Source organism: Streptomyces sp. H27-H1 (genome assembly GCF_026627445.1).
Lineage (GTDB): Bacteria > Actinomycetota > Actinomycetes > Streptomycetales > Streptomycetaceae > Streptomyces.
Window position 1 is genome coordinate 50,484 of sequence record NZ_JAPNLJ010000034.1, and the last position, 24,146, is coordinate 74,629.

At 70.8% G+C, this 24,146-nt stretch carries 19 protein-coding genes; 5 read left to right on the forward strand and 14 right to left on the reverse strand.

Translation table 11 applies throughout. The features are described 5' to 3' along the window. Positions 1-67: 67 nt before the first annotated feature. From OTB20_RS29705 to OTB20_RS29730, 6 genes are all read right to left on the reverse strand, one after another. Positions 68-1,402, reverse strand: coding sequence for a diaminobutyrate--2-oxoglutarate transaminase family protein (locus OTB20_RS29705; protein ID WP_267822155.1), 1,335 nt, complete (start codon positions 1,400-1,402; stop codon positions 68-70). A gap of 4 nt (positions 1,403-1,406) precedes the next feature. Further along, complete coding sequence (hypF, locus tag OTB20_RS29710; protein WP_267822157.1) at positions 1,407-3,782, reverse strand: carbamoyltransferase HypF; 2,376 nt, start codon at positions 3,780-3,782, stop codon at positions 1,407-1,409. 22 nt (positions 3,783-3,804) lie between these two features. Next, a complete protein-coding gene (gene hypE, locus OTB20_RS29715) occupies positions 3,805-4,830 on the reverse strand; it encodes a hydrogenase expression/formation protein HypE (protein WP_267822158.1) in 1,026 nt (341 codons plus the stop codon). Between the two features lie 59 nt (positions 4,831-4,889). Further along, the gene (locus OTB20_RS29720) at positions 4,890-5,474 is read right to left on the reverse strand and encodes a cysteine hydrolase family protein (protein WP_267753611.1); all 585 of its coding nucleotides are present in this window, start codon (positions 5,472-5,474) and stop codon (positions 4,890-4,892) included. A 396-nt stretch (positions 5,475-5,870) separates the two neighbouring features. After that, positions 5,871-6,452: a GNAT family N-acetyltransferase gene (locus OTB20_RS29725; protein WP_267822160.1), complete on the reverse strand. Its 582-nt coding sequence runs from the start codon at positions 6,450-6,452 to the stop codon at positions 5,871-5,873. 160 nt (positions 6,453-6,612) lie between these two features. After that, positions 6,613-7,416, reverse strand: coding sequence for a hypothetical protein (locus OTB20_RS29730; RefSeq protein WP_267822161.1), 804 nt, complete (start codon positions 7,414-7,416; stop codon positions 6,613-6,615). A gap of 401 nt (positions 7,417-7,817) precedes the next feature. On the opposite strand from OTB20_RS29730, the gene OTB20_RS29735 reads away from it, so the two are divergent. After that, entirely contained in the window at positions 7,818-8,693 is an 876-nt protein-coding gene (locus OTB20_RS29735) for a helix-turn-helix transcriptional regulator (protein WP_267822162.1), read from the forward strand. Positions 8,694-8,767: 74 nt separating this feature from the next. Here OTB20_RS29735 and OTB20_RS29740 read toward each other — a convergent pair whose 3' ends face one another. Beyond that, complete coding sequence (locus OTB20_RS29740) at positions 8,768-9,790, reverse strand: EamA family transporter (RefSeq protein ID WP_267822164.1); 1,023 nt, start codon at positions 9,788-9,790, stop codon at positions 8,768-8,770. Between the two features lie 130 nt (positions 9,791-9,920). Here OTB20_RS29740 and OTB20_RS29745 point away from each other — a divergent pair, with 130 nt between their 5' ends. Beyond that, positions 9,921-10,877, forward strand: coding sequence for a LysR family transcriptional regulator (locus OTB20_RS29745; RefSeq protein WP_267760699.1), 957 nt, complete (start codon positions 9,921-9,923; stop codon positions 10,875-10,877). Positions 10,878-10,887: 10 nt separating this feature from the next. Continuing rightward, positions 10,888-12,759, forward strand: coding sequence for a glycoside hydrolase family 3 protein (locus OTB20_RS29750; protein WP_267822165.1), 1,872 nt, complete (start codon positions 10,888-10,890; stop codon positions 12,757-12,759). 24 nt (positions 12,760-12,783) lie between these two features. Here the strand turns inward: OTB20_RS29750 and OTB20_RS29755 are convergent, their stop codons facing one another. Further along, a complete protein-coding gene (locus tag OTB20_RS29755; RefSeq protein ID WP_267822166.1) occupies positions 12,784-14,253 on the reverse strand; it encodes a S28 family serine protease in 1,470 nt (489 codons plus the stop codon). 84 nt (positions 14,254-14,337) lie between these two features. Next, the gene (locus OTB20_RS29760; protein WP_324290433.1) at positions 14,338-14,739 is read right to left on the reverse strand and encodes a hypothetical protein; all 402 of its coding nucleotides are present in this window, start codon (positions 14,737-14,739) and stop codon (positions 14,338-14,340) included. 259 nt (positions 14,740-14,998) lie between these two features. Here OTB20_RS29760 and OTB20_RS29765 point away from each other — a divergent pair, with 259 nt between their 5' ends. Further along, positions 14,999-15,553: an EF-hand domain-containing protein gene (locus OTB20_RS29765; protein ID WP_267822170.1), complete on the forward strand. Its 555-nt coding sequence runs from the start codon at positions 14,999-15,001 to the stop codon at positions 15,551-15,553. Between the two features lie 21 nt (positions 15,554-15,574). Here the strand turns inward: OTB20_RS29765 and OTB20_RS29770 are convergent, their stop codons facing one another. Then, a complete protein-coding gene (locus OTB20_RS29770) occupies positions 15,575-19,357 on the reverse strand; it encodes an ABC transporter ATP-binding protein (protein WP_267822213.1) in 3,783 nt (1,260 codons plus the stop codon). Positions 19,358-19,518: 161 nt separating this feature from the next. Beyond that, complete coding sequence (locus OTB20_RS29775; RefSeq protein ID WP_267822172.1) at positions 19,519-20,283, reverse strand: GntR family transcriptional regulator; 765 nt, start codon at positions 20,281-20,283, stop codon at positions 19,519-19,521. A 168-nt stretch (positions 20,284-20,451) separates the two neighbouring features. On the opposite strand from OTB20_RS29775, the gene OTB20_RS29780 reads away from it, so the two are divergent. After that, a complete protein-coding gene (locus tag OTB20_RS29780) occupies positions 20,452-20,865 on the forward strand; it encodes an ATP-binding protein (protein ID WP_267822174.1) in 414 nt (137 codons plus the stop codon). On the opposite strand, the gene OTB20_RS29785 is transcribed toward OTB20_RS29780, so the two are convergent. Genes OTB20_RS29785 through OTB20_RS29795 form a run of 3 tightly spaced genes read right to left on the reverse strand, consistent with a single transcriptional unit; the run spans position 20,855 to position 24,109 of the window. Further along, on the reverse strand, positions 20,855-21,529 hold the full coding sequence (locus OTB20_RS29785; protein WP_267822176.1) for a hypothetical protein: 675 nt from the start codon (positions 21,527-21,529) through the stop codon (positions 20,855-20,857). The genes OTB20_RS29780 and OTB20_RS29785 overlap by 11 nt on opposite strands. After that, positions 21,510-23,657 (reverse strand): DUF6571 family protein, encoded by a 2,148-nt coding sequence (locus OTB20_RS29790; RefSeq protein ID WP_267822178.1) that lies wholly within the window; start codon positions 23,655-23,657, stop codon positions 21,510-21,512. Before OTB20_RS29790 ends, OTB20_RS29785 begins: the two co-directional genes overlap by 20 nt. A gap of 8 nt (positions 23,658-23,665) precedes the next feature. After that, complete coding sequence (locus OTB20_RS29795) at positions 23,666-24,109, reverse strand: hypothetical protein (RefSeq protein WP_267822180.1); 444 nt, start codon at positions 24,107-24,109, stop codon at positions 23,666-23,668. Positions 24,110-24,146 lie beyond the last annotated feature (37 nt).

Sequence of the window (24,146 nt, forward strand, 5' to 3'; positions counted from 1 at the left end):
GGGTCCGGCGCGGCGCCGTGCCGCGCCGGAATCCCTGCTCTGCCGTGTCCGAACCGGCCGATCCGGCTCAGGCGCAGTCGATCAGAGCTTTCTCCAGGGCCGCCGCCATCTCGTGGATCTCCTCGTCGGTGATCACCAGTGGCGGGAGCAGCCGGAGTACGGCGCCGTGCCGGCCGCCGCTCTCCAGCAGCAGCCCGTGGTCCAGGCAGGCGCGTTTGACGCGTTTGGCGCGGGCCCCGTCGGCGGGCAGGGTTCCGAGGTGGTCGGCCGGGCCCTCGGGGTTGACGATCTCGATGCCCCACATCAGGCCCCGGCCGCGTACCTGGCCGATCTCGGGGTGGCCGGCGGCCAGCCGGCCGAGGAGGGAGGCGATCAACTTGCCCTTGGCGGCCGCCTTTTCGATGAGCCCCTCGGACTCCGTGACCCGCATGGCGGCGAGTCCGGCGACCAGGGCGATCTGGTTGCCGCGGAAGGTGCCCGCGTGGGCGCCGGGAGCCCAGGCGTCGTACTTGCCGTGGTAAAGGAGCAGCGACAGGGGGAAGCCGCCGCCGGCCGCCTTGGACACCAGTACGGCGTCGGGCTCGATCCCGGACTCCTCGAAGGCCCACATGGTGCCGGTGCGTCCGAAGCCCGCCTGGATCTCGTCCAGGACCAGCGGGATGTCCAGCCTGGCGGTGATCTCCCGCAGTCCGCGCAGCCAGGCGGCCGGAGCCGGGATGACCCCGCCTTCGCCCTGGACCGCTTCGACGAAGACCGCGGCCGGTCTGGTGATCCCGCTCTCCGGGTCGGTGAGCAGCCGCTCGATGTAGGTCAGGCCGGCCTGGATGCCCGCCTCGCCGCCGATCCCGAAGGGGCAGCGGTAGTCGTAGGGGTAGGGGAGGTGGTGGACGTCCGGCATGAGGGAGGGCACGGACTCCTTGGCGCCCAGGTTGCCGGTGAGGGCGAGGGCGCCCGCCGTCATCCCGTGGTAGGCCCCGTGGAAGGAGATCACCGTCCGGCGGCCGGTGGCGATCTTGAACAGTTTGATGGCGGCCTCGGTGGCGTCGGTGCCCGCCGGTCCGCAGAACTGCGTCTTGAAGGTGTCCGCCATGGTGCCCGGCAGCCGTGCGTACAGCGCCTGGAGGTACTCGTACTTGGCGGGGGTGGTCAGGTCCAGTGCCTGCTGAACCTGACCGGAGGCGAGGTACTCCCCCACCTTGTCCAGTACTTCGGGGTGGTTGTGCCCCAGGGCGAGGGTGCCCGCCGCTGCGAGGCAGTCCAGGTACTCGCGGCCGTGCCCGTCGCGGATCCGCGCGCCGTGGCCTTCGGTGAGGAGCCGGCCGAAAGCGTTGGCGTAGGTCCGGGCGCCCGATTCGCGCGCCTCGACGAAGGTGTACATCTCGTCCGGCGTGAGGGTGGTCACGTCGTCACTTCCTCAGGTGTGAGCGGGCGTCGGCGACCATGACCTGGCCGAGGGCGATTCCTCCGTCATTGGTCGGGACGAGCCGGTGGACATAGGTGTCGAACCCGTCGGCGGTCAGCCCGGTCAGACAGTTGAGCAGCAGGAACTCGTTGAGGAACACGCCTCCGGAAAGGGCGACCTGGTTGACCCCGGTCTCCTCCCGCAGGGCCTTGCAGCGCTCGCGCACCATCTCGACGACGGCCGTGTGGAACCGGCGGCTGATCCGGTCCACGGGCAGTCCCGCGGCGATGTCGGCGGCCATGGCCCGGATCACGGGCCGCGGGTCCACCTCGGTCAGCCCGTCCGCCGCGTAGGCACCGAAGCGGTACGAGGCCTGCGGCTCCTGGGCACTGTCGCGGTCCAGCAGCCCTTCCAGCTCGATCGGGCCCTGGGCCTCGTACTCGGCCTTGGCGCAGACCCCGGCGAGGGCGGCGGCCCCGTCGAAGAGCCGGCCCATGCTGGAGGTGGGCGGGGAGTTGATCCCGCGGGTGGCCATCGTCGCGAACACCTTGCGACGCTGCTCGTCGAGGGCGGCGAGGGCGGGGAAGCCCGCCAGGGCCCGTTCCCCGTCCCCGTCGAAGGCGTCCAGGGCGAGCGCGTACCCCGTGCGGATGGGTTCGCGTACGGCCTGGTCCCCGCCGATCAGCGGCAGCCCGCGCATCCGGCCGACCCGGCGGTAGGCGGCGAAGTCCCCGAGGAGGAACTCCCCGCCCCAGACGGTGCCGTCCTCGCCGTAGCCGAAGCCGTCGAAGACGACGCCCAGGGTGGTGCCGCTCACGTGGTTCTCCGCCATGCAGGAGGCCATGTGCGCGTGGTGGTGCTGGACTTCCACGGTGGGAAGCGCCGGGCCGGTGCCGTCGTCGTCCAGGGCGGCCCGGGTGGAGCGGAACTGCGGGTGCATGTCGTGCGCCGTGACCTCCGGCTTGAGCGCGTACAGCTGCGCCAGGTGCCGGGCGGTGCGGTGGTGCGCGGCGAAGGTCTCGTCGTTCTTGAGGTCGCCGATGTGCTGGCTGAGGAAGACCTGCGAGCCGTTGGTGAGGGCGACGGTCGTCTTCAGTTCGGCGCCGAGGGCGACCACGGGGGCCACCTCGCGGCCCACGTCCACCGGGTAGGGGGCGTAGCCGCGGGCCCGGCGGATGAACTGGAGCAGCGGCGCGTCCAGGTCGGGGTGGTCGGAGAGGCGGACCACCGAGTCGTCGACGCGGATCTCGATGTCGCGGTCGTGGTAGAGGATCACGTCCGCGATCTCGAAGAGCTGCTCCAGGGCCTCTTCGTTGCGGTAGGCGATGGGGTAGCCGGAGATGTTGCCGCTGGTGGCGACGAGGGCTTCGAGGCCGGGCTCGTCCAGCAGCAGGTGGTGGTGGGGTGCCGAGGGCAGCATGATCCCCAGGTTGGGGTTGCGCGGCGCCACGGACTCCGGGAGGGAACCCGCGCGCTTGCGCGCCAGCAGGATGGGCCGGGCCGGCGAGCGAAGGACGTCGATCTCCGCTTCGGAGAGCTCCACCAGCTGCTGCGCCGTGGTGAGGTCGCGGACCATCACCGCGAACGGCTTGGAGTCGCGGCGCTTGCGGCTGCGCAGCAGGGCCACGGCCTCCGCGTTCGTCGCGTCCACCACGAGGTGGAAGCCGCCGACGCTCTTGACGGCCGCGATCCCGCCGTCGGCCAGCACCCGGGCGGCCCGCAGGAGGGCCTCGTCCCCTGCGGCCGCGTTGCCCTCGCGGTCCTGGAGCAGCAGCTGGGGGCCGCACTCCGGGCACGCGTTGGGCTGCGCGTGGTAGCGCCGGTCCATCGGGTCCTCGTACTCGTCCTTGCAGTGCGCACACATGGTGAAGGTGGCCATGGTGGTCATCGGACGGTCGTAGGGCAGGTCCTGGATGATGGAGTACCTGGGCCCGCAGTTGGTGCAGTTGATGAAGGGGTAGCGGTGCCGGCGGTCCTTCGGGTCGCGAAGTTCCGCCTGGCAGTCGCCGCATACGTGGGTGTCCGCCGGGAGCAGCGCGGACCTGGCTCCGGTGTGCTCGCTGTGCACGATGGTGAACGGGCCCGGGGGCACGGTGCCCCGGTCCAGTCCGCGGGTCGGCCGGACCTCGTCCACCCGGGCGAGTTCGGGGGCGCGGCCGCTGAGGCCTGCCGCGAACTCCTCCAGGGCGGCGACCGGTCCGGACGCCTCCACCAGCACGCCCTCGGGGTCGTTGCGAACCCAGCCGGAGAGGCCGAGTTCACGGGCCAGCTTGTAGACGAACGGCCGGTAGCCGACGCCCTGGACCACGCCGGTGACGCGGATGCGCCACTCGTCGATGGTGCTGTCGGGCCGCTCCGTGACGGTCTGCTCGGTGCTCATGGCGGTTTCCTCGGTCCCTTTCTCAGCAGAGCCGGGGGAGTTCGGCGCCGAGCAGTTCCTCGAGCTGGGTCTCGCGACCGTCCTTGTCGCGGAGCAGCACCAGGGCCTCGGTGTCCTCGGAGATCTCGCCGATGGTGACCGCGTGCTTCCCGTAGGGCAGGGAGTGCAGGGCGGCCAGCACCTCGGCTTCCGCCTCCGGGGCCACGAAGACGGCGAGGCAGCCCTCGTTGGCGCAGTGCAGCGGGTTGATGCCGAGCATGTCCGCGGCCATCGCGGTCTCGTGCTGGATGGGCAGGTCGTCCTCGGTGACGCGGATGGTGCGGCCGAGCTTGTGGGCGTACTCGTGGAGCACGGCCGTCAGTCCGCCGCGGGTGACGTCGCGCATCGAGCGGACGGCGCCGGCCTCGACGTTCGACAGGACCGTGTCGACCAGGCCGTTGAGCGGGGCGCAGTCGCTGTCCACGCGCTGTTCGAAGCCGAGGCCCTCGCGGATGGAGAGCAGGTGCACCGTGTGGTTGCCGATGGGGCCGCTGAGGATCACCTTGTCGCCGGGGCGTACGTCGGTCATGGTGAGCGGCTCGCGCTCGAAGACCCCGACGCCGGCGGTGTTCAGGTAGATCTGGTCGGCCTCGCCCTTGCGGACCACCTTGGTGTCCCCGCCGACGATCTGTACGCAGGCCTCGCGGGCGGTGTCGCGGATCGACTCCAGGACCTGGACCAGCTTGGGTATGGGGAGCCCGGTCTCCAGGATCATGCCGAGGGTGAGGTACTTGGGCCGGGCACCGGCCACGGCCAGGTCGTTGACGGTGCCGCAGACCGCGATCTTCCCGATGTCCCCGTTGCCGAAGAACGGCGGGTCGATCACGAAGGAGTCGGTGGTCATCGCGATGCGGTCGCCCTCGATCTTGAGGACCGCGCTGTCCTCCATGATGCCGACGTACACGTCGCCGAGGGTCGCGGCGATCAGCTGGACCAGGTCCTGGCTCAGTTTCGCGCCGGTTCCGTGGTCGAGGACGATGAATTCGGTGGGATCCACGCTCGTGGTCATGCCGGTTCGTTCCTTTCCGGAGTGGGCCCGGGATGGGGCCGTTGTGGGGTGGGGCGTGGTCACGGGGTCTTGATGTTCTTGCGCGGCAGGCCGCCCTCGGCGTCGAGGACCTTGATGACCTCGGTGGAGTCGCTCACCGTGGCGCAGTAGCCCTCCAGCCAGTCCAGGGCGCGCTGCTTGTCGTCCAGGCGGGCCGAGACGACGCAGTCGGACGGGACCCAGATGTTGTAGCCGCGGAAGAAGGCGTCGGCGGCGGTGGTCTGGACGCATATCTGCGTCTGCATTCCGGTGATCAGCACGGTGTCGACGCCGAGGGCCTGGAGTCGCTCGTGCAGGTCGGTCTCGTAGAAGCCCGAGTCCTTGCTCTTCTCCATGACGACGTCCTCGGGGGCCAGGAAGGCCTCGATGATGTCGGCGCCGTGGGTGCCGCGCTGGACCGGGAGGTAGCCGTCGTAGCGCTCGGCGTTCGGGTCGTCCGGGTCGTTGACCAGCTGCAGGTGGAAGATGTGGTGGCCGCGGCTGCGCATCTCGTCGAGGAAGCCGGTGAAGTGGGCGGTCGCGGCCTCGACGGCGGCGACGCGCTCCGGGTTCTTCTCGACCAGTTCGTACTGCAGGTCGTTGGTCAGGACGGCGATCTTGGACATGGCTGTGCCCTTCGGTGAAGTGGTGTGGTTCCCGAGCCCGGTCGGCGCACGTCGATGTGCGCCCTGGCGGGCGGTGGGTGCCGTGGAGACGGCGGATCACGGATTACGGATTGCGCAGAGGTGCGCACCGGCCGGTTCGGCCGCGAAGGGCCGTAGCGCGCGGGCGGATCGGCCCGGGGCGGTCACGGCGTGCTCGGTGCGGGGGCCGGCGCGGCCTTGTCGGGCGGCGCGGCGGTCAGGAGGGGCGCGGAAGGTACGGATACGGGCGCGGGTACGGATACAGGCGCGGGTGCGGGTGCGCGAGTGGTGTGTCAGGCGTGGTGCGCGTCAGGCCTGTTGCGCTTCAGGCCTGTTGCGCTTCAGGCGTGGTGCGCGTGCGGCCTGCCGGTGCGGAGGTCAGCTCGCGACCGCGACGCGGTCCGTCTCGAGCTCGTACAGCCAGGTGCCGGTGGCCTCGAAGTGGGCCGTGATGTCGGCGAGCCGGGCGTGCATGTAGAAGCCGGTCACGGGCTGGCCGTCGGCGCGGGCGTAGTCGGGCAGCCGGCCGTACTCGCGGAAGCCCAGGCGCTGCCAGAGCGCGGAGGGGCCGTCGTCGCGGACCTCGAGCGTGATGACGTCGCAGCCCATCTCCCCGACCTTGCGCAGGGCCTCGGCCCAGCCTTCGAGCAGGAACTGCCCGCGGTAGTCGGTGGCGACGACGCAGCGGCGCATCTCGACGATGTGGCGCCGGGCGGGCAGCGGGGCCCGGGCGAGCGTCACCATGCCGACGATGCGGCCTTCGTCGTTGCGGACGTGGAGGAGGTCGACGGCGCCCTTGCGCAGGTCGGCCTCGAAGGCCCGCATCAGGGGCAGGCCCTTCTCCAGTCCCACGGGTTCGTAGAAGCCGAGGGTCATTTCCTTGACCGCGACGGCGTCCATCAGTTCGATCATTTCGCGCATGTCCTGTTCGGACAGCTCGCGAGGCCATGAATAGTGCATCGTCTTCCTTGGTGAGTAGACGGTGGAGCAGCCGGACCCCGGACATCGCGCGCGCTGCCCCGTGGGGCGGCGCCGCACATCTGGAACGCAATGCCCGGGATCGCCGGACTGCGGGAGTGTCGGCCTTTCAGGATGTGGCCGGCAGGTGTGGGCCGGTCGGTCAGACCGAAGCGGTGGCCCTCGTCTGCAGGTTGGTCTGTACGGCGGCGGCCGGTGCGGCCTGGGTCAGCAGCGAGGGGTCGGCGCCGGCGCCGAGCACCGTGGCCGCGTAGACCTCGACGAAGTAGGACACGAAGAGTGAGTTGATCTTGATGAGGTGCCCGACGAAGCGCTCCTCGTCGACCTCGTTGTCGATGATGCGCATGATCAGGTTCCAGACCATGTCGACGTGGTCGTCGTCGTCGTCGAGGGCCAGGTGGGCGCGGGCGCCCTTGGTGTTGGCGGCCCCGACGTGCTGCTCCATGATGTCCAGCCAGTCGGGCTGCGTCTTGCCTGCGATGTACTCCAGGTAGAACCCGCTGATCATCGCGGCCAGCGGACCCTCGGTGGCCATCGTGTAGTAGAAGTAGCCGTTGAGCAGCTCGGTGGCGAAGGTCGGACGGATCGCGTATATCTCCTCGTCCGTCATGCCGACCTTGTGCAGGTCGCCGGCGAACATGCGGTCGTGGCGGCCCTCTTCCGCGCCGTACAGCCCCCACTCCTTGCAGAGCTGCGGGTCACGGGTGGCCCAGTAGTTGGCGATGAGCGGGTCGACGGCGCGCTTGAGGCCGATGCGGATCATCGTCTCCACGTTGTGCCGCTTGTACAGTTCGAGGTCGAACTTCTCCTTGTCGAGCATCCCGTCCGCGCCTGCGCTGCGCTCGTAGAAGTCCCGCTCGAACTTCAGCAGAAGCTCGTCGACGCGCTTGCGGAACTCAGGACGCTGCAGGTTGGAGTACGTGTTGTACGACTTACTACGAGGCATCTCATCCCCAGCCGAGATCGTTGACTACCTGACCCGGACCAGCGGAAGCCGCGATGTTCGCCGCACCACTCATCGACGGGGCAAGGAAGACGGACACCGCGACAGTTGCCGCAATGGCGAGGAGAAAACTCGCTATACGTGGCATGCTTACCTGCCCCTCAAGATGTCTTGCGGTCCGGATCAGCTTCGGCATCATCCTGTCCGTTCGACGACATCCGGAGCCATCCCTTTCTGGGATCATGTTGCCGCTGGCGAAAACATGACAGGGGGATGAATTGAAATCAATCCGACAAGTCCACCCTTTACCCATACCCCGGCTCACCCCTGCCGGAGATCGTCTCTACCGGCTCTGCACACAGACACCGGGTACAACATGCGAAACAGCCGCCGCGGCACTGGACTTGGACCCCTCCGAGACGGAGGAGGCCGCGGCCGCTCTGGACACCCTGGGGCTGCTCGGCAAGTGCCCCGTGACGGGCATCTACACCCCGTATCCCGTGGACCACGCGCGCATCAAGGTCCTCAATCCGGCGCAGCACGGCCTGAACGAGACCCAGACCCTTCTAGATCAACTACGCGGAGATCTAGATGAGTTGACCCTCACTACGGCGCACATCCAGGACGACACCGCACTGGAGCTGATCCCCGGCGTGGGGGACGTGCGCAAGCTCATCACGGGCCTCGCGGACGGCTGCCGCACCGAGGTACTGACCTCCCAGCCCGGCGGAGCCCGGGACGAGGAGGTGCTCCAGGAGAGCCTGGAGCGCACCGAGCACCTGCTGGAGCGCGGTGTGCGGATGCGAACCCTGTACCAGCACACGGCCCGGTTCAGCCCGGCCACGGCCTCTTTCGTCGAACGGGTCACGCCGCTCGGCGCGCAGGTGCACACGCTCGCGCACGGATTTCCGCGCTGCATCATCTTCGACAGGGAAGTGGCGATCTTGCCGCTATCGGACGGATCACACGGAGCGGCAGTAGCGAGAAACAGCCATCTTGTCTCATTCCTTGTGGAGGGTTTCGAGCGGGCCTGGAGTGCCGCCGAGAAATTCGCCTCGGACGGTGACCGGCCGGCCCGCGCGGCAATTACCTCCGACATTCAGCAGACCATCGTCGCACTACTCATTCAGGGTGAATCGGACAACCGAATAGCGCATGTAGTCGGGATATCGCTGCGCAATTGCCAGCGCCATATCGCGAACATCATGAAGAGCATCGGCGCCCGCAACCGGCTGCACGCCGGATACCTGCTGGGCAAGGAGCCGTTCAACGGCGTCTGACCGGCGTCCGACGCCCCGGGCCGCCCGGGCCGCGAGAGTGCGGTCCGGGCGGCCCGGGGCCGGAACGGGCCCCGCTAGCGGCCGCCCGCAGCCGGAAGCGGAACCGCCGTGCCGGGCTCGGGGTCGGGGTCGGGGTGCGCATCGGAGCCGGGCTCGGGCGCGGGTACGGATGCAGGCACGGGTACGGATGCGGCTACGGATCCGGCCGCCGGGGTGTCGCCCGCCGCCGTCGCCGGCCGGGGCTTCGAGGGCACCAGTGAGGTCGCCGCCACCCCGCCGACGAGCAGGACGGCCGCCACCCAGCGCAGCCCGCTCACGTCCTCCCCCAGCACCAGAGCCGCCGAGCTCATCCCGAAGACCGGGACCAGCAGCGAGAAGGGGGCCACCGAGGAGGCGGGATAGGTGCGCAGCAGGTACCCCCACGCCCCGAAGCCGAACACCGTGGTGATCCAGGCGAGGTACACGATGACCCCGACCCCGCTCCAGTCGAGCCCGCGCAGCGCCGCCAAGTCCCGCTCCGGGCCCTCGATCAGGAGCGACAGGGCCGCCAGCGGCAGCACCGGCACCACGCTCACCCACACCATGAAGTTCAGTGCGTCGGGCGGGGAGGCCTTGCGGGTCAGCACGTTGGACACGCCCCAGCACGCGGCGGCCGCGATCACCATCGTGAAGCCGAGGACCGGCCCGGAGGCGCCCTCGTCCACGGCGGCCACCGCGATCCCCGTGAAGGCGACGGCCATGCCCGCGATCCGCAGCCGGCCCGGCCGCTCCTTGAGCACGACGGCCGCGAACACGGCGGTGAACACCGCCTGGGCCTGGAGGACCAGCGAGGACAGCCCGGCCGGCATCCCGTTGGCCATCCCGGAGAACAGCAGCCCGAACTTCGCGATGCCGAGCACCACGCCGACCGCGATCACCCACTTCCAGGCCACCTTGGGCCGCCCGACGAAGAACACCGCCGGGAGGGCCGCGACCAGGAAGCGCAGGGCGGACAGCAGCAGCGGCGGGAACGAGCCGAGCCCGAACTCGATGACGACGAAGTTGAAACCCCAGACCGCGGCTACGAGGACCGCGAGGGCGGTGTGTATGGGTCGCATGATCCGAGCATCGGCTCCTCGACCGTTCAGCACCAGCGCGGATGTCTTCAGGGTCGGATGTAGCAATGCTTCATCCAGCCTCAAGTCGGGCCCGACCCGGCCCGGAAGGCACGCCCCTAAGCTGACCGGCATGCTCGACCTCTCCCGGCTGCGCGCCCTGCACGCCGTCTCCGTCCACGGCTCGGTGGGCGCGGCCGCGGCCGCCCTCGGGTACACCCCTTCCGCCGTCTCCCAGCAGATCGCCAAACTGGAGCGGGAGACCCGCACCACCCTGCTCGAACGCCACGGCCGCGGGGTCGCCCTCACCGAGGAGGCCAAGCTCCTGGCCGACACGGCCCAGCGGCTGATGGCCATCGCGGAGCAGGCCGAGACCGCGCTGGAGGAGTCCCGCGGCCAGCCGCTGGGCCGGCTGCGGGTCGCCGCCTTCGCCTCGGCCGCCCGCGGCCTGCTCCCCGGGGTTCTCGCGGAGCTGGCCCACCGTCACCCGGCCCTGGAAGTACGGCTCACCGAGATCAACCCGCACCTGTCGATGGACTTGGTCTCGCGCGGGGTCACCGACCTGGCCGTGACCCACGACTGGGACATCGCCCCGCTGCCCGCCCCCGAGGGCGTGGAGCAGGCGGTGATCGGGGACGACCGCTGCGACCTCGTGGTGCCCGCCGGGCACCCCTTCACCTCGCGCGCCGTCATCCACCGCTCCGACCTGGGCGGGCAGCGCTGGGTGTGCCAGCCGCCCGGCCGGGTCTGCCACGACTGGCTGGTACGGACCCTGCGCACGGCCGGGTTCGAGCCCGACATCACCCACGTCGCGGAGGAGAACCACACCATCGTCGCGCTGGTCGCCGCCGGGCTCGGGGTGGCCGTCGTACCGCGGCTGGGCACCGGGGCGCTGCCGCCCGGCGCGGTGGCCGTACCGCTGGAGCCGGGCCCCGTACGCCGGGTGTACGCCCTGTGGCGGGCCGGGGCTGCCCGCCGCCCGGCGATCACCGAGGCCGTACGGACCCTGCGCGAACACTGGCCCCGGGTCTCCCCCCGTCCGGGGGACTCCGCGAGTGTCCCCCGCCCCGGAGGCCCGGCCCCGCAGTAGGGTCCGGCGCGTGCCGAACCACGCCTCCCGCCGGACCCTGCTCACCGTGGCCGCCGTGGCCGCCGTCACCGCCGCGGGGGCCGCCTCCGCCGCCGTGGGCCCCGCCCGCGGACCCGGCGGCCCGTCCCCCGACGACCCCCGGCCGGGCGACCGCGCGCCGCGCCGCTCCCCCGCCCCCCGATTCCGGCCGCACGAGACGATGGCCGGGATGAGCCTGGCCGAACTGGTCGGGCAGCTCTTCGTATCGCGGGCGTACGGGCATTCGGCGACGGGCCCCGACCCGGAGGACGCGGAGCGCAACGAGGCACTGTTCGGGGTGCGCACCGCCGCCGAGCTGGTCGCCCGCTACCACCTCGGCGGGATCGTCTACTTCGGCTGGGCGCACAACACCCGCTCCCCGCGCCAGATCGCCGAACTGTCGGCCGGGCTCCAGCGGGCCGCCGCGGACTCCGGAGCCGGCGTCCCGCTGCTGCTCTCCATCGACCAGGAGCACGGCGCCGTCGCCCGCGTGGGCAAGCCCGCGACCCTGCTGCCCGGGGCCATGGCGCTGGGAGCCCTGGCCCTGGGGACCGGCGGGTCCACGGCCGAGGCCCGCCGGGCCGCGCGCGTCGCGGGCGTCGAGCTGGCGGCCATGGGCATCCGGCACAACTACGCGCCGGTGGCCGACGTGAACGTCGATCCCGCCAACCCGGTCATCGGCGTACGGTCGTTCGGCGCCGACCCGCACGCCGTGGCGGCCCTGGTGGCCGCCCAGATCCGCGGCTACCAGGGCGCCGGGGTGGCCGCCACCGCGAAGCACTTCCCGGGGCACGGGGACACCGGGACCGACAGCCACGTCGGGCTGCCGCTGATGCGGCACACCCGCGCGCAGTGGGAGGAGCTGGACGAGCCGCCGTTCCGGGCGGCCGTGGAGGCGGGCGTGGACGTGGTGATGACGGCGCACATCGTCTTCCCCGCGCTCGATCCCTCGGGGGATCCGGCGACCCTCTCGCGGCCGATCGTCACGGGGATCCTGCGCGAACGCCTGGGCTTCCGGGGGGTGGTGGTCACCGACGCCCTCGACATGGCCGGGGTCCGCCAGAAGTACGGGGACGACCGGGTCCCGGTGCTGGCCCTGAAGGCGGGCTGCGACCAGTTGCTGAACCCGCCGGACCTGGGGCTCGCCCACCGCAGCGTGGTGGCGGCCGTGGAGTCCGGCGAGCTGACGCGGGCCCGGATCGAGGAGTCGGTGCTGCGGATCCTGGAGCTGAAGGCCCGCCGGGGCCTGTTCGACGCGGCCGAACCCTTGGCGACGCCGGCCGAGGAAGCGGCGCGGGTGGTGGACGCGGTGGATGCCGCCGTAGGCATCCCGGCGCACCTGGCGGCCGCCGGGGAGATCGCGGACCGTACGACGACCCTGCTGGCCAATCCGGTGGGGCTGCTGCCGCTGGACCCGGCGGCCCGTCCGCTGCTCCTGGTCACCGGGACCGACCCGGTCTCCCCCACGGGTACCACGGGGCCCCCTACGGCGGTACTGGCCCGGGAGCTGTCCGCGCTGGGCTGTCGGGCGACGGCCCTGCCGCCCTCCCGTGCGGTGGCGGCCGCCCCCGGCAACGCGGCCGTGCTCGTGTGCACGTACAACGTTCCCGAGGGCGACAGTCCGCAACGCGAGCTGGTCGCCGGGCTGCTGGCCACCGGTGTGCCGGTGGTGCTGGTGGCGATCCGCAACCCCTACGACCCGGCCCGGCTGCCGGCCTGCGCGGCCGAACTGGCCACCTACACCTGGACGGACGTGGAGCTGCGGGCGGCGGCCCGGGTGGTCACCGGGACCGTACGCCCTGTCGGGCGGCTGCCGGTCCCGGTGCCGGGGCGCTACCCGCTGGGCCACGGGCTGGCGTACTGACGCCCTCCCGCGGCCTCTGGGGAGCTACGGGCGCAGCATCGGCTCGCGCTCGATGTCCCGCTGGTCGAGCTGCGCGTCCGGCTTCGCCAGTGGCGCGGCCTTCGCGGCGCCGCCGGGCGCGGCGGCCGGGGCCACTGCGGCCCACTGCAAGATCTTCTCGGTGGCCAGCGTCTTCTCGGCCTCCATGAGCTTGGCGACGTTGGCCCCGTGGTTGGCGCCCGGGGCGGTCATCACGTAGCTGTCGCGCGCGCCGTAGCCCAGGTGGAAGGGCTCGGCACCCCACGGGTCGTTCTGCCCGTAGACGAAGAGCATCTGGTTCGCGTTGTTCTTGACCCAGGTGTCCACGTCACGCATCGCGCCCGGCTGGAAGGTCATCGGGATGTCGCGGGGCACGAAGTTGCGCGGCGGCTGGTAGCCGTAGCGGCTCAGGTTGCCCAGGTGGGCCTGCTTGATGTCGGGGGAACCGAGCTGGGTGCCCGCCTGGTAGTAGTACGGCGTGTACGTCTCCAGGCCCTGGTCGGCGTAGGCCGAGAAGCCGGAGATCGCGTCGATCGTGTCCCAGATCTCCTGGTCGGTCGCGGTCCCGGCGGCCGGGATCGAGGCGCAGTCGGCGACCAGGCTGTACTGCCAGAAGGCCCACACGTAGTCGAGCACGACGGCCTCGAAGGCCTTGTCGAGGTCGCCGACGGTGGTGAAGGTCCAGCCGTTCTCGGCGGCGGCGGTCGCGTACTTGGCCTCCAGCGGGACCCGGCGTACGAGCGCCTCGCGCTGCACCGCGTTCAGCTTGTCGCGGCACTCCTTGGTGCCGACGTTGGCGAAGAACCGGTCGTAGGCCGAGTCCTCCTTGTTCACCACGTCGTTGGGGGCGACGTAGGCGACGACGCCGTCCATGTCGCGCGGGTAGAAGCGCTCGAAGTAGGTGGCCGTCATACCGCCCTTGCTGCCGCCCGTGGCGAGCCAGTTCTTCTTGTAGACCTTCTTCAGGGCGGTGAAGATCCGGTGCTGGTCACTGGCGGCCTGCCAGATGTCCAGGTTCGCCCAGTTGGCCGGGTCGGGCCGGGACGGGGTGAAGAATCGGTACTCCAGTGACACCTGGTTGCCGTCGACTATGGTCGTCGGCTCGCTGCGGCGCGGGCTGGTGTTGACGTTGTAGCCGGAGGTGAAGAACACCGTGGGCCGGGTGACGTCCTTGTGCAGCAGGGTCAGGCGCTGCTTGAAGGTGCCCTTCCACGGCGTGCGGTGGTCGACCGGCTGCTCGTAGTTCAGCACGAAGAAGCGGTAGCCGGGGTACGGCTTCTCCTCGATCAGGCTCATCCCCGGGATCGCGAGGATCCGGTCCTTGATGTCTTCCGTGGCGGCCGTGGTATCCGTGGCGGTGGCATCCGTGGCGGCTGACGGTTCCACGGCGGTGGCCGCTTGTGCCGTGGCGCCGGCCGCGCCCATGGTGCCGATCAGCACCACGAGCGACAGCAGCCATCCGAGCGTCTTGCGCATTCACACTCCCCTTGAGTTCACTTCGGTCGCCGTGAACCTAGCCGGGGCAACGTATGCCTGACCAGACCTAGTTGGGCCGCTCCATCAGCACAGAATCCAGCCGGAATCGACGGATCCGGTACCCACGCTCCCCTTTACATACACGCAGCGGTTGACCGAGTGGACGGTGACGGGTCCGGCGTACCGGGTGAATTGCCCCGCATCGCGGACCGGGTAGGCGCCGCGCGGCTGGATGCTCACCGACATCGCACGCCGCTGGCCGGGCTTGCGGGCGACCGTCACCGCACAGGCCCGGTCGCGGGATTTGTATACGCGCACCTCCCCCGTGGAGAACGGCAGCGTCCGCACCAGGCTCCCCGCACACCCGCCGGTCGCCGCGTACGCCGGCTGCGCCGTCAGCAGCACGGCCGCGCCCAGCCACAGCGCCCCCGTGGCCACCCCCGCGCGGGCCGCCCATCGCCCGTACCGGCTCCGCGCCTTCAACACTCTGGCCTCCATCCGTCGTACGTACAACGTGCGTACGTCCGTACGACGCCAGGACTCTTCGAAAGGTTGCTCGGAACGAGAACTCCGCCCACGGCGTCCACCCCGGGCGCGCGGCCGGGCCGCCCGTCACGCCGTTGACCCATACCTCTTAAGAGTGCATACGCAACTTCCCAGCGAGATAACGGGAGTTCGTGATCATCGAGGACATTACGGTAGGTCACTTCGATACCGCGCACCGTAGCCGTGAAAGGCAACTGAAATGACGAACGACCTGCTCGACCGCAAGCTGGACCGCGCCTTCGCCCACCTGGACGTCAACGAGGACCGGGTGATCGACGAGCACGACATCATCGGGCTCGGTTCCCGTCTGCTGTCGGCCCTCGGCGAGTCGGCCACCTCGCCCAAGGCGGACCAGGTGATGGGCGGGCTCGTCGACTTCTGGCAGGAGCTGTTCACGGAGCTGGACCTGGACCGCGACGGCAAGGTCACGCCGGAGGAGTACAAGCAGGGCATGACCCGGCTGTACGCGCAGGGCGGGCCCGCCTACGACCGCTCGTTCCGCCCGATGGTGCAGGCGATCCTGACGATCGTCGACACCGACGGCGACGGGGTCATCAGCCCGGCGGAGTTCCACAAGGCGCAGGAGGCCTTCGACACGCGGCTGAGCCAGGCCGACGCCGAGGCGCTCTTCCGGCGGATCGACGCGGACGGGGACGGCACCCTGACGGTGGACGAACTCCTCGGCGCGGTGCGCGAGTACTACACCGGCACCGAGGAGGACGCCCCGGGGAACCTGCTGTTCGGCGAGCTCTGAGCCCTCGGCTCCCCCCGGGGCCTACGCGGCGGCCGGCTCGTCCTCGCCCACGAAGGTGCGCCACAGTTCGGCGTACCGGCCGCCGCGGGCCAGCAGCTCGGCGTGGGTGCCGTCCTCCGCCACCCGGCCCCGGTCCATGACCACGACCCGGTCGGCGCGCGCGGCGGTGGTCAGCCGGTGCGCCACGACCAGAGTGGTCCGCTTGCCCGCGAGCCGGTCCGTGGCCTGGTTGACCAGGGCTTCGGTGGCCAGGTCGAGGGCGGCGGTGGCCTCGTCGAGCAGCAGCACGTCGGGGTCGACGAGCTCGGCGCGGGCCAGCGCGATCAGCTGCCGCTGGCCGGCGGAGAGGTTGCGGCCCCGCTCGGTGACGGTGTGCAGGTAGCCGCCGTCCAGCGTGGCGATCATGGCGTGGGCGCCGACCGCGTGCGCGGCGGCCTCCACCTGGGCGTCGCTCGCCTCGGGCCGGCCGTAGGCGATGGCGTCGCGGACCGTCCCCGGGAAGAGGTACGGCTCCTGGGGGACGACGCCGAGGCGGTGGCGGTAGGCCGTCAGGTCCAGCTCGCGCAGGTCCACCCCGTCGGCGGTGACCCGGCCGGAGGTCGGATCGTAGAACCGGGCCACCATCTTGACCAGCGTGGACTTGCCGGCACCGGTCTCGCCGACGAAGGCGACGGTCTGCCCGGCGGGGATGCGCAGGCTGATTCCGGCGAGCGCCTGCTCCTTCTCCCCGCGCTCCTCGGCGGTGCCGTACCCGAAGTGGACCCCCTCGAAGGCGATCTCGCCGCGCAGCTCCGGGACCGGGCGCGGCTCGGCCGCGCCGGGGGTGCTGGTGGGCTCGCGCAGCAGGCCCTGGATCCGGCCCAGGGAGACGGTGGCCTGCTGGTAGCCGTCGAAGACCTGCGAGAGCTGCTGGACGGGGGCGAAGAACAGGTCGATGTAGAGCAGGTACGCGACCAGCGCGCCGGTGGTGAGCGTGCCGGCCTCCACCCGGCCCGCGCCGACGATCAGCACGGCGGCCGCGGCCCCGGAGGACAGCAGCTGGACGAAGGGGAAGTAGACGGATATCAGCCACTGGCCGCGGACCCGGGCCTCGCGGTACGAGTCGCTGCGCTCGGCGAACCGGACGGCTCCGGCGCGCTGGCGGCGGAAGGCCTGGACGATGCGCAGTCCGGCCACGGACTCCTGGAGGTCGGCGTTGACCAGCCCGACCCGGTCGCGGGCGAGCTCGTAGGCGGCCACGGACTTGCGGCGGAAGAACACCGTGCCGAGGATCAGCAGCGGCAGGGTGGCGAAGACGATCAGCGCCAGCTCCACGTCCAGGACGAGCAGGGCGATCAGGATGCCGAAGAAGGTCAGGACGGAGACGACGGCGGTGACGAGCCCGGTCTGCAGGAAGCTGGACAGGGCGTCCACGTCGGTGGTCATCCGGGTCATGATCTTGCCGGTCAGCTCGCGCTCGTAGTAGTCGAGGCCGAGGCGCTGGAGCTGGGCGAAGATCTTGACGCGCAGTGCGTAGAGCACGCGCTCGCCGGTGCGGCCGGTCATCCGGGTCTCGGCGAACTGCGCGGCCCACTGGGCCAGGACGACGCCGAGCGCGAGGAGTGACGCCGCCCAGACGGCGCCGAGGGCGGCGGCTTCGACGCCCTGGTCGATGCCGTGCCGGATCAGGATGGGCAGGAGCAGCCCGGAGCCGGCGTCCAGGGCGACGAGGCCGAGGGATATCGCGAGCGGGGCCCAGAAGCCGCGCAGCAGGCGGCGCAGGTTGTAGCTGTCCTCGGCGGACGCGGCGCGGGTCTCGTCCACGTCGGGGGTGTCTTCGGCGGGCGGCAGCGCGGCCACCTGCGCGAGCAGTTCGGGGGTGGCGGGCATTCCCGCGGCGGCGGTGGTCTTCTCGTCCGCCTCCTCCTGGCGCTGCCAGAGCTCGGGGGTGATCCCGCCGGCCACCCGGCGCTTGGCGTTGACGGGCTCGGAGTCGATCTCGGCCTCGAACTCGATGTCCCGCTCGATATCGCGCTCGAACTCCTCCATCACAGGCGCCTCGGGCGTCCGCGGGGAGCCGGCGCCCAGTGCGTCCGGGTCGGTGAGCAGCCGCCGGTACAGGGCGGAGCGGCGCTCCAGCTCCTCGTGCGTACCGATGTCGGAGAGCCGCCCGCCGTCCAGTACGGCGATCCGGTCAGCCAGCGCGAGCGTGGAGCGGCGGTGGGCGATGAGCAGGGTGGTGCGGCCGGCCATGACGGCCCGCAGGGCCTCGTGGATCTCGTGCTCGACGCGGGCGTCGACGGCGGAGGTCGCGTCGTCGAGGAGCAGCAGGCGGGGGTCGGTGAGGATGGCGCGGGCGAGCGCGATGCGCTGGCGCTGGCCGCCGGAGAGGGTAAGGCCCTGCTCCCCGACCGTGGTCTCGTACCCGGCGGGGAGGGCCTGGACGAACCCTTCGGCCTGGGCGGCGCGGGCGGCGGCCTCAACCTGTTCGTCGGTGGCGCCGGGGTGCCCGTAGGCGATGTTGGCGCGGATGGTGTCGGAGAAGAGGAACGAGTCCTCGGGCACCAGCCCGATCGCGTCGCGCAGCGAGTCGTAGGTCAGCTCGCGCACGTCGTGGCCGCCGACGCGGACGGTGCCGCGGTCGGCGTCGTAGAAGCGGGGCAGGAGGAGCGAGAGGGTGGACTTGCCGCTGCCGGAGGATCCGACGAGGGCGATGGTCTCCCCCTCCTCGATGCGCAGGGAGAACCCGTCGAGCACGGGCCGCTCGGTGTCGTACCCGAAGCGCACGTCATCGAACTCGACGGTGGCGGGCGTGTCGGCGGGAAGCGTCTTCGTCCCCTCCTGGATCACCGGCTCGGTGTCGATGAGCTCGAACACCCGCTCGGCGCCGGCGCGGGCCTGCTGGCCGACGGTGAGGACCATGGCGAGCATGCGGACGGGGCCGACGAGCTGGGCGAGGTAGGTGGAGAAGGCGACGAAGGTACCGAGGGTCACCTGCCCCTTGGTGGCCATCCAGCCGCCGAGGGCCAGCATCGCGACCTGCCCGAGGGCGGGTACGGCCTGCAGGGCGGGGGTGTAGCGCGAGTTCATCCGGATGCTGCGCATCCGCCCGGCGAACAGCCGGCGGCCGGCGGCGCGGAGCTTTCCGGTCTCCTGCTCCTCCTGGCCGAAGCCCTTGACGACGCGGACGCCGGTGACGGACCCGTCGACGACGGTGGCGACGGCGGCGGCCTGGCTCTGCGCGTACCAGGTGGCGGGGAAGAGCTTCTTGCGGCTGCGCTTGGCGATGAACCAGAGGGCGGGGGCCATGAGCAGCGCGACGAGGGTCAGCAGCGGCGAGAGCCACAGCATGATCCCGAGGGATATCCCGAAGAGCAGGAAGTTCCCGATGGTCATGGGCAGCATGAACAGCAGGCCCTGGATCAGCTGGAGGTCGCTGGTGGCCCGCCCGACGACCTGGCCGGTGGACAGCTCGTCCTGGCGCCGCCCGTCGAGGCGGGCGATGGTGTCGTACATGTCGGTGCGCAGGTCGTGCTGCACGTCGAGGGCGAGGCGCCCTCCGTAGTACCTGCGGATGTAGGTGAGTACGTACACCAGCGCCGCGGCGGCTATGAGCATCCCGGCCCAGGGCCCCATGGCCTTCGTCTTGTCCCCGATGACGTCGTCGAGGATCACCTTGGTGACGAGCGGTACGAGTGCCAGCACGGCCATGCCGCCGAGCGAGGACCCGAGCGCCAGCAGCACATTGGCCTTGTACCGCCAGGTGTAGGCCGCCAGCCTCCTGCCCCAGCCCTGTTTCTCGCCTGTTCCCGTCGCTGCCGCCACCACGTGGTGCCTCCCCGTTCGTCATGCCCTACCGGAAGCGCCAACGCTCCGACCGGCGGATTTCATCCCACCGCAACAATCGAACGGGTTTACGTGGCGACGGGCGAGGCGGCGTGGCCCGTCCGGGGGAAGCGGGGCCCGGAGCGGGGTCTGGGCGGGGTCTAGGGTGCGTCGAACTCGTACTCCAGGACGTAGGCGGAGGCGTCGAGGACCATCTCGTTGACCTCGACCACCGCCCCGTCGGCGGCGAAGGCGGTGCGGACGACCAGGACGACGGGCGTCCCGGCGGCCAGCCCGAGCCTCCCGGCCTCCTCCTGGTTCGGCATCCGCGACCGGACCTCCTCACGGAACCGCGCGGGCCCCCGGCCGAGCTCGGCGAGCCGGGCGTAGATGCCGCCGGGCCCGGTGTCCGGCTCGGTGATGGGCGTACCCGCCACGAGGGCGGCGTCGAGGTACGAGGTCGCGAGCATGACGGGCTTCCCGTCGAGGAGGAACCTGCGGCGGCGGACACAGGCGAGCGCGCCGTCGGCGAGCCCGAGGGCAGCGGCGACGGTTCTGGGGGCGGCTTCACTGGAAACCCCGAGGGGCTCGACCTCGGGATCGTGACCCTTGCCCTCCGCGGCCCAGATGGACCCTCCGGCACCCCACACCTCGACGGCCAGCCGTTGGATACCCCTGCGCCGGATCCCGACCCGGAACTCACGCACGAAGACACCGGCGCCCTTGCGCGCCTCGGTCAGCCCTTCGGCCTGCAGGACGCCGAATGCCTGCCTGGCCGTCATCCGGGCGACGCCGTAGGTGGCCATGAGGTCACTCTCGCCGGGCAGCCGGTCGCCGGGCCCGTACTCGCCGGAGGCGATCGCGTCCTTGAGTGCGGCGGCGATGCGCACGTACTTGGGCTGCCGTACAGCGCCGTCACTCGGCATGCGGTCCTCCCCGATCATCTCCCGACAGCCTAGGGGCGCACGGGAACCGCAGATGCCGACTGCTCGTACAACACGCGTCGACATCGAACATATCTAGATACCTCTTGACGCCCCGTCGACGAGGTCGCTTCACTTGGATGAGTCAGGTATCTAGATAGGTGAGGCCTCATGACGCTGCCCTGTGCCGACGAGAAGTCCTGGATCCTTCCCCGCAGCCTCCGCGCTCCCGGCCGGGCCCGCGCCCTGCTGCGCAAGCAGCTCGCCACGTGGGGCGTCGCCCCGGAGCCCGCCGCCACGGCGGAGCTGCTGCTCTCCGAGCTGGTCACCAACGCCGTCCGGCACGGCCGCGCGCCGCAGGGGCGGTACATCGGGGTGCGGCTCGCCCGGTACGACGGAGTGCTGCGCGTGGAGGTCGCCGACGCGGGACCCGCCGTGAAACTCGCGCCGCAGGTCGTGGCGGACTGGGACGAGCGGGGGCGCGGGCTCGCGATCGTGGCGGCCCTCGCCGCGCGCTGGGGCTGCTGCCCACGGCTCCACGGCATCGGCAAGGCCGTCTGGGCGGAGGTGCCCGTCAGGGGGTAGGGAGCGGCTTCACCACGGGGGGCTTCTCCAGCGGCTTGTTCTCGCAGCCGAGGGCGTCGGTGACGCGGCGGGCCATGAGGTAGGTGAGGGCGGTCTGCCGGTCCCGGGCCGCCTGATCGATGTCCGTCCGGGGGATGTTGACCGTGTACGAAGCATTCGCGTAAAACCATGCCGCCTTCGACTTCTGACCGAGCTCGCCGGGCATGTCGCACTGGACGCGCAGCTTCGTATAGGTGTCGTTGGTCTCGGCGGAAACACCGTTCACCTCGTACGGGACACCCTTGGCCAGGGACCACTCCGGCTCCTTCGAGGCGCGAGGTGCCCATCCGAAGCCGAACGTCGCACGCTCCCGGCTCTGGGCACCCGGCCAATAGGCGCACGTGTACCACGGAAGTGTCGCCTTTTCGGTGCCCATCCCACGCAGTCCGCGCTCAAGCCCCTCCTGCACACGCTTCGTGCGGTTGGTGATCTGGGTCTCGATGTCTTCTGTACGGAGGATCCCTCGCAGGAGCACTTCTTCGTCCGCGGAAGGCACGATCTCGCACAGATGGTCGACCTTGGCTTCCGGGGCGCCCGAGTCGCACGACGCCAGCGTCAGGACGCAAAGGAGCGCAACCGTCGACCGCACGAGGGCCTCGAGCACATCAGGGCCGGAGGTGCGCACGGGCTGCCTCCCGTCCGGTCGTGTACGCGGTGTTGGAAGCGTCCTTGGCATGCTCGAACGCCGGGTCCGTCTGGATCTTCCGTTCCTCTCCCCATGCGTCGAACAGCTTGTTGGTCCCCTCCACACCCGCCGAGTAATTGCGACTGGACTCCTGCTTGCTCTGCTCCTCGGCCGCGTCCTTGACGCCCTCGACCCAGTCGTACCCGGCCACGTCGATCAGCGAGCCTCCGATCGTGCTCACGACGGGGATCTCGCCGATGAGCCCGTTTCCGGCGGCAGCCGTGTACGCGGCCGTGCCCTCCGCCCACGTCACTCGGTCGTCTTCCTTGTCCTTGTAGACATCGGCCCCGATGCCGTTGAGGGCGCCGCCGGCCACGCCGATGTCGTGGGCGCGGTTGTCCCAGTCGGCGCTCACGCCGTGCAGATCGCTCTTGTACGGGGCAGCGGTCACGAGCTGCTCCGCCGAGTAGGCCCGTTCAGCCTCGACCATCAGGGCGTAGGACGGGCCGTCGTCCGCGATTCCGCGCATCACGCGGATCAGGCTGCCCTGGCCGACCGCGATCTGGGCCTCGTTACCCGAACCGTGGATCGAGTCGCTGCCCCCGATCTCACCCAGGTCGGAGTTCTGTCCGCCCAGGATCTCGTGGGTGTCGCCCACATAGTCGACCAGCGCCTTCGCCATCGGCTGGCGCAGGCCCTCCAGGTCTTCCGGGAACTCGTCCCCGCCCATCTCGTCGTCGAGGAAGCGGATCGCGTTGTGCATCACCCGCGCCTGGCCCTCGGTGTGCGGGCCGGGCGGGCCCAGCTTCTCGCCGTCCGTGTGGCCGGTGGCCGCCGCCTGGATGGCCGCGCCCAGGCCGGCCGTCTTCTCGCCGTCCATCTCGATCGGGGAGCCGTAGCCGGTCGAGATCCAGGGGTCGGGCATGTCGCGGTCGTTGAGCAGGTACTTGAGGTGTTCGTTCTTGTTGCCGGGCGCCTCGGGGTCGAGGAAGTGCGTCGCCGAGTCCGGGTCCTTGGCCATGATGCCGAGCAGGCCGTCCAGCGGGTCCGAGACCAGGTTCGGGCGCTGGGGGTCGTAGGCGTGGTCGTACATGTTCGGCTTCGACTTCTCGGCCTCGATCATGCCGTCGCCGATGTCGTTGAGGAACTGCTTGCCGTAGCCGTCACCGTTGCGCAGCAGGGTCGTGAGGGCCTGGTAGCCGTTCAGGGGCCGCGCGCCCCCGGCGAGGGTCTCCGGTCCCTGCTCCTTGAGCCCGTTGACGAAGGGCTTGTAGGCGTAGCTGTCCGGGTCCTTGGTGCCCGACGCGATCGTGCCCGCGAGGCCGGAGTTGATCGACTCGTAGAGCTTCTTGTCGGCGGCCGAGGCTCCGCGGTCGTTGGACGCCAGGTTCATCTGGTCCGCGAGGTGCAGGGTGTCCTTGGCGCCCAGCGAGTTCAGGTACGCCTGGCTGAAGTGGGGGTCCTTCGAGTTCTGCCGCAGCAGCTCGTCGTAGTGCCGCAGTTCGTCCGGGGAGGCCTTGCCGTCGCGGATCTTCTGGGTGAGGGCGAGCGCCTCCACGGCCTCGACGTCGTTGACGGGCTTGGAGTTGAAGCCGAACATCGAGGTTCCGTCGGCCCCCGACGCGTTCATCAGGGCGATCCTGACGTCCTCGTCGAACTCCGTGACGGCCTTGACGGTGTCCCCGATCCGGCTCGTCCAGGAGCGCTCGACCTCCGGGAGGTCGGGATCGTGCCGCACCGCGTTGGCGGTGGCCGCGTCGGCCTTGGAGTAGTCGTAGCTGGCGACGCCCTGCTCCGAGACCTTCATACCGGCGCCCCTGGCGTCCGCCGCGGCCGACACCACCCGGCCCTTGAGGTCCGTGAACCGGGCGTGCGCGTCACGGAGCAGGGACTCCATGGCCAGGGCCTCGGTCTGCGCGGACGCGAACTCCCGGCGGGTCATGGAGGAGTTGGCGGCGGCGGTCTGCTGACTGGAGCCCAGCCAGCCGTTGCCCGCGGAGACGATCTGGACCTCGTCCTTGTAGACGCCCTCCAGGGTCTTGAACTGTGTCGCCATGGCCTTCCAGCCGTCGGCGGCCGTGGTGAGCGCGGAGAGGTCCGTCTGCATGATCTCGGCGTAGTCCGGCACGTCTTCCCCTACAGTCCTGCGACCTTGGACTGCACCGGCTGGAAGCTCCCGCCCGTCAGCTGGTCGTTTCCGGTGAACAGGTTGGACGCGCCGCGCAGGGCCGTCTTCTCCGAGTTCAGACGCCCCATCAGTCGCTTCACCTGGTCGTCCCAGTGTTCATGGGCCTTGGTCAGGCCGGTCGCCGTCGCCCAGCCGCCGAAGGCCGCGACGGCGCCCCGGGTCGGTTCGTCGGCGGCGTCGGCGGCCTTCGTCGTACCGGGCTGGAGGACGTTCTCGATGGTGTCGGCGGCCTTCTTCTTCGCCGGAGGGGCCGTGGCCAGCACACCGGGCCCGCCGGCGGGCGCGGGGGAGCCGCCCTGTTCCGCGGGGAGCTGGTTCAGCCGCGTCCGCGGCGACGGGTCCGCGGTCCCGGCAGCCTGCTTGTGCGTGCTCCATTCGTCCTCGAACGACACTGCTCCCCCTCGCACTCCGCCTCTGGTCCGGTCACAA